This window comes from Glutamicibacter soli (assembly GCF_052322135.1).
Lineage (GTDB): Bacteria > Actinomycetota > Actinomycetes > Actinomycetales > Micrococcaceae > Glutamicibacter > Glutamicibacter soli.
In genome coordinates, this window is the sequence record NZ_CM125969.1 from 1,670,670 (window position 1) to 1,684,069 (window position 13,400).

Annotated in this window: 15 protein-coding genes; 10 read left to right on the plus strand and 5 right to left on the minus strand. The window is 66.4% G+C overall.

The window, feature by feature from the left end:
• Nucleotide 1 precedes the first annotated feature (1 nt).
• From ACTX90_RS07870 to efeU, 4 genes are all read right to left on the minus strand, one after another.
• Nucleotides 2-1,186, minus strand: coding sequence for a thiolase family protein (locus ACTX90_RS07870; RefSeq protein ID WP_443443780.1), 1,185 nt, complete (start codon nucleotides 1,184-1,186; stop codon nucleotides 2-4).
• A 136-nt stretch (nucleotides 1,187-1,322) separates the two neighbouring features.
• Nucleotides 1,323-2,588, minus strand: a complete 1,266-nt coding sequence (gene efeB / locus ACTX90_RS07875) for an iron uptake transporter deferrochelatase/peroxidase subunit (RefSeq protein ID WP_443443782.1) — start codon at nucleotides 2,586-2,588, stop codon at nucleotides 1,323-1,325.
• 10 nt (nucleotides 2,589-2,598) lie between these two features.
• Nucleotides 2,599-3,750 (minus strand): iron uptake system protein EfeO, encoded by a 1,152-nt coding sequence (gene efeO / locus ACTX90_RS07880; RefSeq protein ID WP_443443784.1) that lies wholly within the window; start codon nucleotides 3,748-3,750, stop codon nucleotides 2,599-2,601.
• 46 nt (nucleotides 3,751-3,796) lie between these two features.
• On the minus strand, nucleotides 3,797-4,672 hold the full coding sequence (gene efeU / locus ACTX90_RS07885; protein WP_443443786.1) for an iron uptake transporter permease EfeU: 876 nt from the start codon (nucleotides 4,670-4,672) through the stop codon (nucleotides 3,797-3,799).
• A gap of 454 nt (nucleotides 4,673-5,126) precedes the next feature.
• On the opposite strand from efeU, the gene ACTX90_RS07890 reads away from it, so the two are divergent.
• The 4 genes from ACTX90_RS07890 to ACTX90_RS07905 all read left to right on the plus strand — a co-directional run bounded on the left by ACTX90_RS07890 (nucleotide 5,127) and on the right by ACTX90_RS07905 (nucleotide 8,955).
• Nucleotides 5,127-5,312: a hypothetical protein gene (locus ACTX90_RS07890; RefSeq protein WP_443443788.1), complete on the plus strand. Its 186-nt coding sequence runs from the start codon at nucleotides 5,127-5,129 to the stop codon at nucleotides 5,310-5,312.
• On the plus strand, nucleotides 5,305-6,135 hold the full coding sequence (locus ACTX90_RS07895; RefSeq protein ID WP_424679314.1) for a hypothetical protein: 831 nt from the start codon (nucleotides 5,305-5,307) through the stop codon (nucleotides 6,133-6,135). Before ACTX90_RS07890 ends, ACTX90_RS07895 begins: the two co-directional genes overlap by 8 nt.
• Nucleotides 6,128-6,955, plus strand: a complete 828-nt coding sequence (locus tag ACTX90_RS07900) for a hypothetical protein (RefSeq protein WP_443443789.1) — start codon at nucleotides 6,128-6,130, stop codon at nucleotides 6,953-6,955. The genes ACTX90_RS07895 and ACTX90_RS07900 overlap by 8 nt, the downstream gene beginning before the upstream one ends.
• Before the next feature lie 68 nt (nucleotides 6,956-7,023).
• Entirely contained in the window at nucleotides 7,024-8,955 is a 1,932-nt protein-coding gene (locus tag ACTX90_RS07905; RefSeq protein ID WP_443443791.1) for an HNH endonuclease signature motif containing protein, read from the plus strand.
• A gap of 73 nt (nucleotides 8,956-9,028) precedes the next feature.
• On the opposite strand, the gene ACTX90_RS07910 is transcribed toward ACTX90_RS07905, so the two are convergent.
• Entirely contained in the window at nucleotides 9,029-9,658 is a 630-nt protein-coding gene (locus ACTX90_RS07910; protein WP_053798023.1) for a LysE family translocator, read from the minus strand.
• A 260-nt stretch (nucleotides 9,659-9,918) separates the two neighbouring features.
• Here ACTX90_RS07910 and rpsP point away from each other — a divergent pair, with 260 nt between their 5' ends.
• From rpsP to lepB, 6 genes are all read left to right on the plus strand, one after another.
• Entirely contained in the window at nucleotides 9,919-10,329 is a 411-nt protein-coding gene (rpsP, locus tag ACTX90_RS07915) for a 30S ribosomal protein S16 (protein WP_047118964.1), read from the plus strand.
• A gap of 2 nt (nucleotides 10,330-10,331) precedes the next feature.
• Nucleotides 10,332-10,574, plus strand: coding sequence for an RNA-binding protein (locus ACTX90_RS07920; protein WP_047118965.1), 243 nt, complete (start codon nucleotides 10,332-10,334; stop codon nucleotides 10,572-10,574).
• Between the two features lie 143 nt (nucleotides 10,575-10,717).
• Nucleotides 10,718-11,260, plus strand: a complete 543-nt coding sequence (gene rimM / locus ACTX90_RS07925) for a ribosome maturation factor RimM (RefSeq protein ID WP_053798022.1) — start codon at nucleotides 10,718-10,720, stop codon at nucleotides 11,258-11,260.
• Nucleotides 11,260-12,084: a tRNA (guanosine(37)-N1)-methyltransferase TrmD gene (gene trmD / locus ACTX90_RS07930; protein ID WP_053798021.1), complete on the plus strand. Its 825-nt coding sequence runs from the start codon at nucleotides 11,260-11,262 to the stop codon at nucleotides 12,082-12,084. The genes rimM and trmD overlap by 1 nt, the downstream gene beginning before the upstream one ends.
• 259 nt (nucleotides 12,085-12,343) lie before the next feature.
• Nucleotides 12,344-12,703 (plus strand): 50S ribosomal protein L19, encoded by a 360-nt coding sequence (gene rplS / locus ACTX90_RS07935; RefSeq protein WP_053798020.1) that lies wholly within the window; start codon nucleotides 12,344-12,346, stop codon nucleotides 12,701-12,703.
• Between the two features lie 13 nt (nucleotides 12,704-12,716).
• Nucleotides 12,717-13,364 carry a signal peptidase I gene (lepB, locus tag ACTX90_RS07940; RefSeq protein WP_053798019.1) on the plus strand — a complete coding sequence of 216 codons (648 nt, stop codon included), beginning with the start codon at nucleotides 12,717-12,719 and terminating at the stop codon, nucleotides 13,362-13,364.
• Nucleotides 13,365-13,400 lie beyond the last annotated feature (36 nt).

Below are 13,400 nucleotides of genomic sequence, written 5' to 3' on the forward strand. Positions count from 1 at the left end.
CTCAGGCCCGCTTCAGCAGCGCCGCGATGCCCTGGCCGCCGCCGATGCACAGGGTCACCACCGCATGCTCCAGATCCCGGCGCCGCAGGTCCAGCGCCGCGCGCAGCGCGAGGATCGCTCCGGTGGCGCCCACCGGGTGGCCCAGCGCGATGGCCCCGCCATAGGGGTTGACCTTGCAGGGCTCCAGCTGCGCGTCGCGGATCACCGCCAGCGCCTGAGCGGCGAACGCCTCGTTCAGCTCGAACACATCGATGTCCTTCGGGCCCAGCTTGGTCTCGGCGAACAGCTTGCGCAGCGCGAAGGTCGGGGCGTAGCCCATGTAGGCAGGATCCATGGCGGTCACCACCACGTGCTCCACCGTGGCCAGCGCCGGCAGCCCGTGCGCCCGCACGTACTCGCCCTTGGCCAGCACCAGCGCCGCCGCCCCGTCGTTCACGCCCGAGGAGTTGCCCGCGGTGGCAGTGCCCTCGGGGGAGAAGGCCGGCTTCAGCGCGGCCAGTGATTCAAGGCTCACGCCCTGCCGCGGATGCTCGTCGACATCCCGGCCCTGACCGCCTACCAGGCTGTGCTCGATGATCTCCTGCGCGAAGGCTTGACGGGCGATCTGGCTGCCGGCCAGCTGCTGGGAGCGCAGCGCGAACTCGTCCTGGGCCGCCCGGCCCACCTGGTACTTGCGGGCCACCGCATCCGCGGTGGTTCCCATGTGCTTGTTGCTGAATGGGTCGGTCAGCATGGCCAGGGTGCCGTGGCGCAGCGTGCGCGGGGCCAGCGAGCGGGCCTGCCCGGCCGAGTAGTCGAGGTACGGCAGGGTGGTCATCGACTCGTTGCCGCCGGCCACCGCCACTTCGCTGGCGCCCACCACCAGCGACTGGGCGGCGCTGAACACCGCCTGCAGCCCGCTGCCGCACAACCGGTTCACATTGAACGCGGTGGTCGACTGCGGCAGGCCGGCGCCCAGCGCCACCCGCCGGGCGTTGTAGGACTCCGGGCCCACCTGGCCGATGCAGCCCATCACCACCTCGTCCACCGCCTCGGGCTCCAGCCCGCTGCGCTCCAGAGCACCGCGGACGGCCGCCGCGCCGAGCTGCGCGGTGTCAAGCTCCCGATACATGCCGTTGAATCTGCCCACCGCGGTGCGCGCCCCGGCCAGGATGGTGATCTTGTGCTGCTGCAGTACCGTGCTCATGGGACCCTCCGCTTCGAAACAGCTGTTCCGCCCTGCCGATGTTCGACCCAGTCTAGGCACGCCGCGGCGCAGGCAACAGCGGGCCCGCGCGATCCCATGGGGAAAGATCGCGCGGGCCCGCAGCCTGCTCAGGTCTTCAGCCCTCGAAGAGCTGCTGGCCCAGGTACTGTCCGGGTTGGATGCCCGGCGGGATCGCGTAGAGCCCGGAGGAGGTGTGGCGCAGGTACTCGTTCATCGCGTCATTGGCGCTCATGGCCTTTTGCAGCGGCACGAAGTGCGTGCGCGCGTCGATCACGAAGGCGATGAAGAACAGGCCGGCGTCCAGCCGGCCCAGCCCGTCCGAGCCGTCGGTGTAGTTGAAGCCGCGGCGCAGCATCCGCGCCCCGTTGTGCGCGCTGGGATGCAGCACCGCCACGTGGGAGTCCACCGGGATGATCGGCCCGGCCGACCCGGCCATCGCGAAGTCCGGCTCGCTGAACTCCTCGCCGCCGGACAGCGGAGCGCCGGTGGACTTGATGCGGCCCACCACGTTCTCCTGCTCGCGCAGCGCGGAGCGGTCCCAGGTCTCGATCTGCATGCGGATGCGCCGGGCCACCATGTAGGTGCCCCCGGCCATCCACGGCTGGTCGGTCGAATCCTTGCCCACCCAGACGTGCTTGGCCAGCGCGTCGGCGTCCTCGGCCAGGATGTTGGCGGTGCCGTCCTTGAAGCCGAACAGGTTGCGCGGGGTCTGCTGCGCCTGGGTGGTCTTGGCCGTGCGGCCGAAGCCGATCTGGCTGAAGCGCACCCGCACCGTGCCGAAGCCCAGCCGCGAGAGGTTGCGGATCGCGTGCACCGCCACCTGCGGGTCGTTGGCGCAGGCCTGCACCACGATGTCCCCGCCGCTGCGCTGTTCCTCCACCATGTCCCCGGAGAAATGCGGCAGCTCGATCAGCGCCTCGGGCAGCTTGCCCTCCAGTCCGAAGCGCGGCTTGCCGTGCTCGTCGACGAACAGCGAGCGGCCGAAGCCCACGGTCACCGTCAGGTGCGCGGCGCCCAGGCCCTCGGCCTCCCCGGTGTCCGCCGGCGGGGCGTCGTAGGAGCCGGTGTCGGCGCCGCCCACCGGCTGCCCGGCGGCCATCTGCTCGATCGCCGCGGTCCAGTCCCTGAGCAGCGCGACGAGCTTGCCGCGGTCCTGCGTGGTCACGTCGAAGCCGACGATGTGCATGCGGTCCTGGGCCTCGGTGGTGATGCCCGCCTGGTGCTCGCCGTAGAACTCGATGGTGTCGGTTGCCTGCTTCTCGGGCAGCTGCCCGCCGAAGGCCGCGGCGGCCAGCGCGCCCACGGCAAGGCCCGCGCCGCCGGCGCCGGCCCCGGTGAGCAGCAGCCGCCGGGAGATCCCGGCCTTCTTCTCTTCGCCCATGGTGCCCGCCCTACTTGACCACCGCGGCGGTCAGGCGGGAGAGCGGCTCGGATAGGGCGTCCACCCCGGCGGCCAGCTCCTGCACCTGCTCGGTGCCCAGCTGATCGTAGTACTTGAAGCCCTCGCCCACGCGGTAGGCGTCCAGCTGCGCCTGCAGCTTCTCGAAGTTCTCCTTCAGCTGCGCATCCAGCTCGTCATCGGTGCCCTCCAGCAGCGGGGCCAGGTCCTCGTAGGCGATCTTCGCGCCCTCCAGGTTGGCCTGGAAGTCCCATAGGTCGGTGTGGGAGAAGGCCTCCTCCTCGCCGGTGACCTTGCCGGTGGCGACCTCGTCCAGCAGCTCCTTGGCGCCGTTGGCCAGCTTGTCCGGGGTGAACTCCAGCGCCTGGGCGCGCGTGACCAGCTCGGTGGTGTGCTCCACGAGCCCATCCGCGATCTGCTGGCGCTGCGCCTGGCTCATCTTGGTGTAGCCCTTCGGGGCCCACAAGTCCTTCTCCGCGCGGTGCCAGCCGGTGAACTCCTGGCCCTCCTCAAGGTCCGCCTCGCGGGCGTCGAGGATCGGGTCCAGGTCGCCGAAGGACTCGGCCACCGGCTCGATGCGCTCCCAGTGCATACGCACCTGCGGGTAGAGCTGTTTGGCCTCGGCTTCCTCGCCCGCGGCGAAGGCCGCCGCGAAGTCCTCGGTGCCGGCCAGCAGCTGCTGCGACTGGTCCTTGACGTAGGAGGCGTACTGGTCCACGGCGGTCTGCTGCAGCGCGGCGCGGTCCGCGGAGACCTCCTGGCCGGCGGCCGCGGCGGTCACGGTGAACGGCGAACGGATGCCATCGCCGACCATGCCCGGCTTGCAGGCGGCGAAGTAGCTGCCCTCGGGGGCCATGACCACCAGGTCGCGGGTCACGCCGGGGCCGATGTTCTCCACCTCGCCCACGATGCGCAGGCCGTCCTCGGCCAGCAGGTAGAACTCGTTGACCTTGGTGCCCTCGTTCTTCACGGAGAACTTCAGGGTGCCGCCGGCGGCGGTGCCGGTGGCCAGGGTGCAGGCGTCGTCGCTCGCGGTGACGGCGATGGAGCCGTCCGCGCTGGCGGTGGCGTTGTTGTCGGTGCAGCCGGTCAGGGCCAGGGCGCCGAGCGCGAGCAGGGCGGCGGGTGCCAGGAACTTGGTCATGGGTGGTGGATCCTCGATAGTGCCAATGGTTGGTGCGGTGCGCCGCTCAGGCGTTTTCCGGAGACTGCGCTGGCGATTGCGCGGACGACTGCGTCGCCGCCGGCTTCGGCGCGGGCTTGGTCCCGGAGCGCAGGGCGCGCAGGTAGAAGAACATCACCGGCACGATGTAGAGCGCCCAGGCGGCCACCTGCAGCACGGTCATCGCCGGGGTGAAGTTGAAGATGCCCTGGAGCAAGGTGGCTGCCACGCCCGAGGGCGGCAGCTGCGCGCTGAGGTCGAAGGCGAGGTTGTTGATGCCCGGCAGCACGGCGGCTTCCTGCAGGTCGTGCACGCCGTAGGCGAGCACGCCCGCGGCGACCACCACCAGCAGCACGCCGGTGTAGGCGAAGAACTTGGACAGCTGGATCTTCACGATGCCGCGGTGCAGCAGCACACCGAGCAGGATCGCGGTGGCGATGCCCAGCCCCGCCCCGAGCAGCGGCTCCCAGGTCTGGTCGCTGGTGCGCGCCGCGGCCCAGATGAACAGCGCCGTCTCCAGGCCCTCGCGGCCCACCGACAGCGCGCCGACGATGACCAGCCCCCAGGCCGGGCCGTCGGCCGCCTTGTCCACCTGCTGCTGCAGGTCCTTGTTCAGCGTCTTGGAGGTCTTCGCCATCCAGAAGATCATCCAGGTCACCAGGCCCGCAGCCAGGATGGACAGCGTGCCGCCGATGATCTCCTGCGCCTGGAAGGTCAGCCCGCTCGGGCCGAAGGTCAGCAGCGCGCCGAAGCCCAGCGACACCGCGACCGCGACGCCCACGCCGGCGTAGATGCGCGGCAGCAGGTGCCGGCGGTTCGTTTTGGTCAGGTACGCGATCAGCAGGACCACGATCAGGACCGCTTCCAGTCCCTCGCGCAGACCGATCAGGTAGTTTCCGATCATCTTGTGCTGCCTTCATCTTCTTGGCGCTCCCGCGAAGGGGTATTTGTCGATCGCGGGTGACCGCTGGAACCCGCGATTGCGATGCGGGCCACAGGTCGATCAGTCTAAGGTTAGCCTAAACAACTACCTGCGAAAAACGATCAGAGCAGATTAGCTTTCCCTGAAATGCCGTCAAGCGCATTAGCTCGACAGCTGCGCTTCACCTGTCGTCATCAACGTTTTTGACGCACCGCGTGGCGATGCCCGGCGCAGTGAAAGCAAGTAGAAGGCGAGCACCGCCCGCTGACCCGCAGTTTCTTTCATCAGCCTCCGGAGAAAGTCAAAGCTTCTTCTGTCATTTTCCTTATTTCGCTTCTTCCGGTCCCACCCAGCGGTACCCGATGGAAGTTTCAGCGATTTGTGCGGTGATTCTCGCCTCTTTCTGCTTCATATTCCGGCTTGCTAATCTCTGCGCATGAGTGAACTGAGAACTACGCCGCGCACACCGAACCGCGGCGCGCGGCAACGGGCGCAACACCGGGCGGCCCCGGACACCGTTCGGAGGGCGATCCGCTTGCCGATCAACCCTGTGGCGGCCGCGCTGATGCTGTTCGCCTCCTTCGGCGTAGGGCTCTGCGCTGCGCAGGCCCGCCATGGGTGACTTCGCCGGGGGCGTCCGCGGGCTGGCGGCGGATGTGGGCGCGGTGATGAAGCTCCTGCAGCGGTTACTGGCTGCGGCGGGAAAACACGTGGCGAGCTCCTCCGGCATTCACTGGGTCCCGCTCCCGGCCATCGGCTGCGCGCTGGCTTCCGGACTGCTTCTGCTGGTGTCCTCCGGATTCCAGCTGGCTGCCTCCAACTCCCGCTGGATCACACACGCAGCGGGGGTGGGGGACTACGCCATCGAGGACAACCGTTTCGACTACTACCTGGCCGCGGACCCGGTGATCCTGTTGCCCGGCACCCACCTGCCCTTCGGCATCGGCATGCTGCTGCAGGCCGCCGGCTTGGCTTTCCTGACGGCCGCCGTGCTGATGCTGCGCCCGCGGGCCAGTGCCGCCGTGCTCCACGCCCAGCTGCTGCTCGGCGCTGCCGTCGCCGCCGGATTCGCCTTGATCGGGGCCGATTCGCTGCGCATCGCGGCCACCGGCCAGATCAGCGAGGCGTCCGCCACCGACTGGCTGGTGGTTGCGATCGTCTTCCTGACGTCTCCTGCGCTGCTGGCGCTGGGCATCATGGCCTGGCTGCGGCTCCCGGCTGTGGGGATCGCGATGCTGTTCGCCCAGTGCGCCAGCCCGATCGGCTACCTGGCCATCGCCGTGCTCTTTGCTCCGGCGATCACCGGATACGCCCCGTACGATGCAACCCCCGGGACTGAAACCATCGTGGCGATCGGCAGCGTCGCCGCGGGAGCCGCAGCGCTCCTGGCCGCGGTGCAGTTGATCCGCAAGAGACTGAGTGGAAGGGACAGGAACAATGAGTGAGTTCGCCACCGACCTGCGCCAGCTACGTGCATCGAGCTGGACCGCCCTCAAATCCACCCCGAGGTGGCTAGGCGGAACCAGCGCCGCTACGCCACAGAGCTGGGCCGCGGTGATCTTCGCCTCGGGTGCGGCATTGTTCTTCGTTGCCTCCTGCTGGTTCCAGCTGTCAGCGGCCCATGCCCGCTGGATCACCTTTCCGGCGGGCCTCAGCCCCAGCGACCTGTCCGTGGAAGACCACCTGTACGACTACTACCTGGCTTCCGAACCCTTCGTGATGATTCCCGGCATCAGCTTTCCCTTCGGAATCGGAATGCTGCTGCAGGCTGCCGGGGTGGTGATGCTGACCATGTGCCTGCTGTCCCTGCGACCGCGGCAAAGCGTCTGGCGCCTCTGCCTGTATCTGATGCTGGGACTGCTGCTTTCCGCCAGTTGCGCGATCATCGGCTACGAATCCCTGCTCACCTCCCGCAACGGGACACCGCCCCACGAGTCGGGACGCACGGCGCTCGCCGACACGCTGTTGACGCTGGGGTTCTTTGCGGCGATCGGTCTGTGCCTGCTGTGCGCCAGGCGTTGTCCGGCACTCAGTCTCGCGGTCTTCTTCACCCTGGGCACCAATGTCCACGGGTACATGTTCGCCTGCTACATCGTCGCCCCGCTGCTCACGTTCTATTCCTCGCATGACACCACCCCGGGCACAGAGACAGTGGTGGCCCTGTCCACGGGACTTTCCGGGCTGCTACTGCTTGTAGCTGCGTGGCTGCTGATCCGTTCGAGTAGCAACGACTGGGTAGCTGGGGACCAGCTGTCAGAGAACTAGATTCAGGTTTATCCACACCCCGCAACCACCTCCCGCCGCCACCCGTAGACCCGGCGCAGGCTGGGGCCATGAGTATCCACCAGCTCGCCGCAGCACTCCAGGTCCTGCACAACGCCATCACCACGAGCATCCCGCGCGGCGCGGCCGCCGCCCTGCTCGAGGTCATGGCCTCGTGCTGCGCCCTGCTGGCCAAGCTCTCCGAAGCCCTGCGCGGCATCGATGACCCGCGGGTCGCCGCCGCCCACGCCCACCTGATCGAGCAGCTGTTCCACGACACCCAGCGCGAGCAGCTGCGCAGCCAGATCCATCTGGAATCCACCGGCGCGCACCTGCTCGAAGACGACGAGCTGGACGCCCTGCGCCAAGCCAGGGACCAGCACGCCTACCGGCAGCTGGACCTGGCAACGGCCCCGCGCCTGCACGCGGGCCGCGCCCACTACACCAGCACCGCGGACTTCGCCGCGGCCTGGCTGGGGCTGAACTACTACGGGGCCGCGTCCCGGCTGCACGATGCGCACCTGCTGATCGCCCGCCGCGCCATGGACGGCGGCACGCTGACCCCGCGGCTGGCCGGGCTGGCCCGGCTGTACCAGGCTCCGGGGGCCGTGGACCCGCGCCGGATCGCGCAGGCGGCCCGGGCACTGGACAAGTTCGAACCGGCCGACACCTGCTTCGAAGGAATCCCGCTGCCGCCGACCGCCCGGCACGCCGACGGGGCACTCATGGAAGAGCACGTACTCGCCGCCTTGGCCGAGCCGAACCGCACCACCAGCGAGAAACAGGTCTCCACCTTGATCTCCGACTACCGGCGCGAGCACGGCAAGCAACGAGCCCCGGAGACCGGGATCTTCTTCCGCGGCACCCGCGCCGGGGTGGACTGCTACGACCTGCGCGCGGCGGGGGAGCAGGCCGAGCAGTTGCGCTCGTTGATGGGGCAGGCGGACAACCCGCGGACCCAGGCCGGCAAGGCCGCCCGGGCCGCCCGGGCCGGTTCCTCGAACCCCGACCGCTCGGCGGCGGACGCCGAGGCAACAGAACGCGGCGAGGTGCAGACCGACCCGTTGTTCAGTTCGGATGCCCCGGCTCCCGACTGGTCCGGCATCAATTCCGGCCCCGACAGCAGCCCCGATGCCGGTCCCGGCCCCGATGGCGGCACTGGTGGCGGCCCGGCCGAGGAAGGCCGGGAGAATCTCATTGACTTTGATACGTGGCATAGCGCGGGCAAAGGCTCGCAGGGTGCCTCGGAGGGCCAGTACGGCCAAGACATCTCGGAGAGCCAGCACGCTCAGGAGTCCTCCGAGGGCCAGGAAGGCCAGGATTCCGGGGGTGCGGAAACCGGCCACGAGGATGCAGGCCATGGCTTCGGGGATGCCGCCGGGCAGCCGCGGACCGAGTACAGCGACCAGGACCCGGAGTTGGGCGGCGACGCGGACGTGCCGCCGGCCCAGCGCCGGTTGAACGCGTTCCTCGCAGCACTCAGCTCCGGTCATCAGGGGCCGGGGGCGAAGACCATCGCGCCGCGGGTCGGGATCCACATCCAGCTCAAGGCCCTGGAGGATTTGCGGCACCCCGAAAAGCTCACCTCGACCACGGATCACGGGGTGGGGCTCGACGCGGCGGAAACCGGGAGGCTGATGTGCGAGGGAGCGATTTACCGGGTGATCTTCGGGCCCGACGGGCAGCCGCTGGATGTGGGGCGGACCCAGAGGTTCTTCACCGAGGCGATCAAGCGGGCCGCATTGGCCCGGGACCGAGGGTGTATTGTGCCCGGGTGCACCGCGCCGCCGGAGATGCTTGAGTGCCATCATGATGATTGGTGGGAGCATGGCGGGAAGACCAGTTGCCGTAATGCGTCGTGTTTGTGCCGTCGGCATCATTTGGCGATCCATGCCGGGTTGCTGACCTTGGTCAAGATCGGGGGATTGGCGTATATCTTGTTCCCGAAGCATGTGGATCCGTTGCAGATACCGCAGCGGAACCGGCTCTACACCGCTGCCTAAAACCCATGTATTCATCGTTTGGCTGAGAATTCCTTGAGCGAGGCATCTCCACGACAGATCAGCGGCACCGAACCTAAGGCTTGGAGAGCGCCACCTTGACGCCGAAGCCGACCAGCACGGTTCCGGTAATCCGGTCCATCCATGTCACGGCCTTCGGGGTGCTCAGCCATTTGCCGGCCAGCGAGGCACCGAGGATCAGCACGCCAGCCCAGGCCAAGGTCATCGCCACATGCACCGCCGACAAAGCAATACCCATCAGCAGTGCGTTGGCATCGGCCGGCGTGAACTGGGGAATGACAGCGATATAGAAGACGCCGATCTTCGGGTTCAGCAGATTGGTCACCAACCCGGTGCCGTAGGCCTTCCATTTGCTGCTGGCCACGGCAACGTTCGTTGGCTCCAGTTCCCGTCGCCGCAGCGAGCGGTAGATCATTTGGCCGCCCAGGAACATCAGGTACGCGGCACCGGCGTAGGTCAGGATTTGGTAGGCGAGCTGGGAGGCGGCCAGTACCGCAGATGCCCCGGCGGCCGCAATGACGCCCCAGGCGAAAACCCCGGAACAGATTCCGAGGGCGGCCACCAGTGCGTCCAGCCTGCTGCGCGTGACCGCCGAGCGCAGGATCAGCGCCGTATCGACGCCGGGGACCAGCGTCATCAGCGCGGCAACGACGGCGAAGGAGAGCAATGCGGAAGTGACGGTCATACAATAAATCGTAGAGCCCGCCGAGCCGGCTGCTTCCGCTCCGAACCCGGAGTGATGAACCTCATTCGCAGAACCGGCACGCAGGTGTCGGGAATAATTGGTTTGAGCGCCGGGTCTCTGGCATAATTGCAGGGTACTCGATTTGTTATGGACCCTCTCTCCGTTTCGAATCCTGTCCTTTTAGAACCAGGTCAGTAAGGCCTGCCCCACAGGTGCACAAAGCTTGGTTCGACCATGTTGAGAAACAGGAGACCACAAAAGTGGCCGTAAAGATTCGTCTGAAGCGCTTCGGTAAGATGCGCGCACCTTTCTACCGCGTTGTCGTCATGGACTCGCGCGCCAAGCGCGATGGCCGTGCCATCGAGGAGATCGGTAAGTACCACCCGACCGAGAACCCTTCGATCATCGAGATCGATTCGGACCGTGCACAGTACTGGCTGTCCGTTGGCGCTCAGCCAACCGAGCAGGTACACGCACTGCTGAAGATCACCGGTGACTGGCAGAAGTTCAAGGGCATCGATGGCCAGGAAGGCACCTACAAGGTTGCCGAGCCTAAGCCAGCATTCGTTGCTCCTGAAAAGGGCTCGGTTATCCTCAAGGAAGCCATCACCAAGAAGGCTGAAAAGCCAGCTGCCGAAGAGGCAGAGGCTGAAGCTACCGAGGCTGAGTAATCATGCTCGTTGACGCGCTAGACCACTTGGTCCGTGGGGTTGTCGAGGAGCCGGAGGACGTTCAGGTTGCCCTGAAGTCCACCCGCCGCGGCGACCTGCTCGAAGTACGTGTGAATCCTGATGATCTCGGTCGCGTGATCGGACGCCAGGGTCGCACTGCACGGGCACTGCGCACAGTGATGGCAGCGTTGGCCAAGGAGCCGATCCGTGTTGATGTTATCGACACTGATCGTCGCCGAGGCTGAACAACTTAGAGGCCCGGCCTAGGCCGAGCCTCACCACTCAAGGAGTTTCCGCTCTACAACGCGGGAACTCCTTTAGTGTTTCACCCCAAAATTTTTATCCTTCACCATCTGAAGCCATCCACCGAAGAAAAGGTTCAGCGAACATGCGATTGCAGGTAGCCCGCATCGGCAAGCCCCACGGCATCCGCGGCGAAGTCACGGCCCAGGTCCTTACCGACGCACCCGAAGAGCGCTTTGTCGCCGGCGAAGTCCTGCATGTCACCGACGGCCCGGTTGAGTCGCTGACCATCAAGAACGCGCGTTGGAACAAGGCAATCCTGTTGCTGTCATTTCAGGAGATCGCGGACCGCAACGCCGCTGAGACGCTGCGCGGCGCCCGCCTGGAGATCGAGGTCGGCGAGGAGCCGGAGGACGACTCGGACGAGTGGTACGAGCACGAGCTGCAGGACCTGAAGGTCATGCACGACGGCGTCGAGGTCGGCGTTGTCACGGCGCTGCGCACCAACCCCGCCCAGGATCTGCTGGTCTTCGAGAACGCCGACGGCGAGGAAATCTACCTGCCGTTCGTGGACGAATTCGTCCCGGAGATCGATACCGAGGCCGGTACGCTGACCATCACCCCGCCTCCGGGCCTGCTGGAGCTGAACTCCGAGGATTCGGAGCAGCCCGAGGGGGAATCCAAGTAATGCGCCTGGACGTCATCTCGATCTTCCCCGAATACCTGAACCCGCTGCAGCTTTCGCTCATCGGCCGCGCCGCGGCAGACGGCATCCTGGACCTGAACGTCACCAATCTGCGCGACTTCACCACCGACAAGCACCGCAAGGTGGACGACACCCCGTACGGCGGCGGCGCCGGCATGGTCATGATGCCCGAGCCGTGGGGCCAGGCGCTGGACGCTGTCCGCGCCAAGGCTCCGGCCGACAAGAAGCCGGTGCTGATCGTGCCTTCGCCCGCAGGGGCGGTCTTCAACCAGCAGATGGCCTACGACCTCGCCGAAGAAGAGCATCTGGTCTTCGCCTGCGGCCGCTACGAAGGCATCGACGAGCGCGTCATCGAGTACGCGCACGAGAACTTCACTGTCATTCCCGTCTCCATCGGCGACTATGTCCTCAACGGGGGAGAAGTCGCGGTCATGGTGATGGTGGAGGCCATCGGGCGCCTGATTCCCGGTGTCATCGGCAACCCCGAGTCGCTCGTCGAGGAATCGCACTCGGATGTGCTGCTGGAGTACCCCGTCTACACCAAGCCCGCGTCCTGGCGCGGCCGCGAGGTTCCCGAGGTGCTGCTGGGCGGCAACCACCACCGCGTAGCCCGCCACCGCCGCGACGAGCAGATCAAGCGCACGGCCGACCGCCGGCCGGACCTGCTCACCCAGCTCGACGTGGAAAGCCTGAACCGCCGGGACCGCGATGCCCTGTGGCACAGCGGTTTTGCCGTGGTTGAAGGCGAGATCCTGCCCAAGTCCCAGCTCGATTGGGCTACCGGCGCAGGAACCGAATCCGAATAAACTCCTCGCGAGGCCAACATCACTGCGGATTGCTCCGCCGCGGTGTTCACCTCAGGGACATTTATATGGCAAAATTGACTCTTGGTGTGTTTTGTCCGAATCCTGCCGCAGGGGGATCCCGGACTTCAAGAACCGCCGCATCGGTTGCTAAAGCCAGCCGGTGGTAAACGTTCCGGGGAGTTCGGCGCCGTTTCAGGCGCTCGAAGAGCCCCGCTACGAGGATTCGGTGACCTGCGGCATTGATCCTAGGAGATGCACAATGCATATTCTTGACTCTTTGGATGCAGCTAGCCTGCGTTCCGACGTTCCTGCTTTCGGTCCTGGCGACACCCTCAAGGTGCACGTCAACATCATCGAAGGCAAGAACTCCCGTGTTCAGGTCTTCCAGGGCTACGTACTGGGCCGTCAGGGCCGCGGCGTAGGCGAGACCTTCACCGTCCGCAAGGTTTCCTTCGGCACCGGTATCGAGCGTACCTTCCCGGTTCACTCCCCAATCATCGAAAAGATTGAGGTTGTGTCCAAGGGCGACGTGCGTCGTGCAAAGCTGTACTACATGCGCGATCGTCACGGCAAGGCTGCTCGCATCCGCGAGAAGCGCGACTTCGGCGGCAAGAAGTAATCTGCGTTCTTCCATGAAGCAGATTGCTCGCCCTGAAGCGGCAATCACGAAGCGCCGGGCCTTTTACTGGGTCTGGCGCTTCGCTGTTCTTGCTGTCATTTGCGCGTTGGTCGCCGTGATCATCATTCGTGCATTTTTCGTCGATGTCTTCAGCATCCGCTCGGATTCGATGCAGTCAACGCTGAACCCGGGCCAGGCCATCTCAGTGGACCGACGCGCCTACGACGACGCCGAGCCCCAGCGCGGGGACGTCATCGTATTCGACGGTCGGGGATCGTTCTTGCCCTATGCCCGATCCTCGGTGGTTGACGACCTCGTGGGCGCCTTCAAGCTTTCGGGCAGCTCCCATTCCTATGTCAAGCGCGTGATTGGGGTGGGCGGGGATACCGTTAAATGCTGTTCGGCCGACGGCCGCGTCACCGTCAACGGCGAACCGATCGACGAGCCCTACCTCTTCAACGGCGATGCGCCAAGCGACATGAAGTTCTCAGTCGAAGTTCCTGCTGGCCGCGTTTGGGTCATGGGGGACCACCGTTCCGTGTCGCAGGATTCCCGATCGTTGCTCGGAGCCAGCGGCGGCGGCATGATCAGCCTGGACCGCATCAGCGGACGGGTAACCGGGATCATCTGGCCCATGGAACAACGCTGGGATATCCCTTGACTCCGCGTCCTTGACCGCGTGCTGTGGCCGCAGTAC

Excerpts from the sequence above, each read along its gene's own strand:
- ACTX90_RS07870 (WP_443443780.1), bottom strand. The coding sequence starts at position 1,186 with ATGAGCACGGTACTGCAGCAGCACAAGATCACCATCCTGGCCGGGGCG.
- efeB (WP_443443782.1), bottom strand. The coding sequence starts at position 2,588 with ATGGGCGAAGAGAAGAAGGCCGGGATCTCCCGGCGGCTGCTGCTCACC.
- efeO (WP_443443784.1), bottom strand. The coding sequence starts at position 3,750 with ATGACCAAGTTCCTGGCACCCGCCGCCCTGCTCGCGCTCGGCGCCCTG.
- efeU (WP_443443786.1), bottom strand. The coding sequence starts at position 4,672 with ATGATCGGAAACTACCTGATCGGTCTGCGCGAGGGACTGGAAGCGGTC.
- ACTX90_RS07890 (WP_443443788.1), top strand. The coding sequence starts at position 5,127 with ATGAGTGAACTGAGAACTACGCCGCGCACACCGAACCGCGGCGCGCGG.
- ACTX90_RS07895 (WP_424679314.1), top strand. The coding sequence starts at position 5,305 with ATGGGTGACTTCGCCGGGGGCGTCCGCGGGCTGGCGGCGGATGTGGGC.
- ACTX90_RS07900 (WP_443443789.1), top strand. The coding sequence starts at position 6,128 with ATGAGTGAGTTCGCCACCGACCTGCGCCAGCTACGTGCATCGAGCTGG.
- ACTX90_RS07905 (WP_443443791.1), top strand. The coding sequence starts at position 7,024 with ATGAGTATCCACCAGCTCGCCGCAGCACTCCAGGTCCTGCACAACGCC.
- ACTX90_RS07910 (WP_053798023.1), bottom strand. The coding sequence starts at position 9,658 with ATGACCGTCACTTCCGCATTGCTCTCCTTCGCCGTCGTTGCCGCGCTG.
- ACTX90_RS07920 (WP_047118965.1), top strand. The coding sequence starts at position 10,332 with ATGCTCGTTGACGCGCTAGACCACTTGGTCCGTGGGGTTGTCGAGGAG.
- rimM (WP_053798022.1), top strand. The coding sequence starts at position 10,718 with ATGCGATTGCAGGTAGCCCGCATCGGCAAGCCCCACGGCATCCGCGGC.
- trmD (WP_053798021.1), top strand. The coding sequence starts at position 11,260 with ATGCGCCTGGACGTCATCTCGATCTTCCCCGAATACCTGAACCCGCTG.
- rplS (WP_053798020.1), top strand. The coding sequence starts at position 12,344 with ATGCATATTCTTGACTCTTTGGATGCAGCTAGCCTGCGTTCCGACGTT.
- lepB (WP_053798019.1), top strand. The coding sequence starts at position 12,717 with ATGAAGCAGATTGCTCGCCCTGAAGCGGCAATCACGAAGCGCCGGGCC.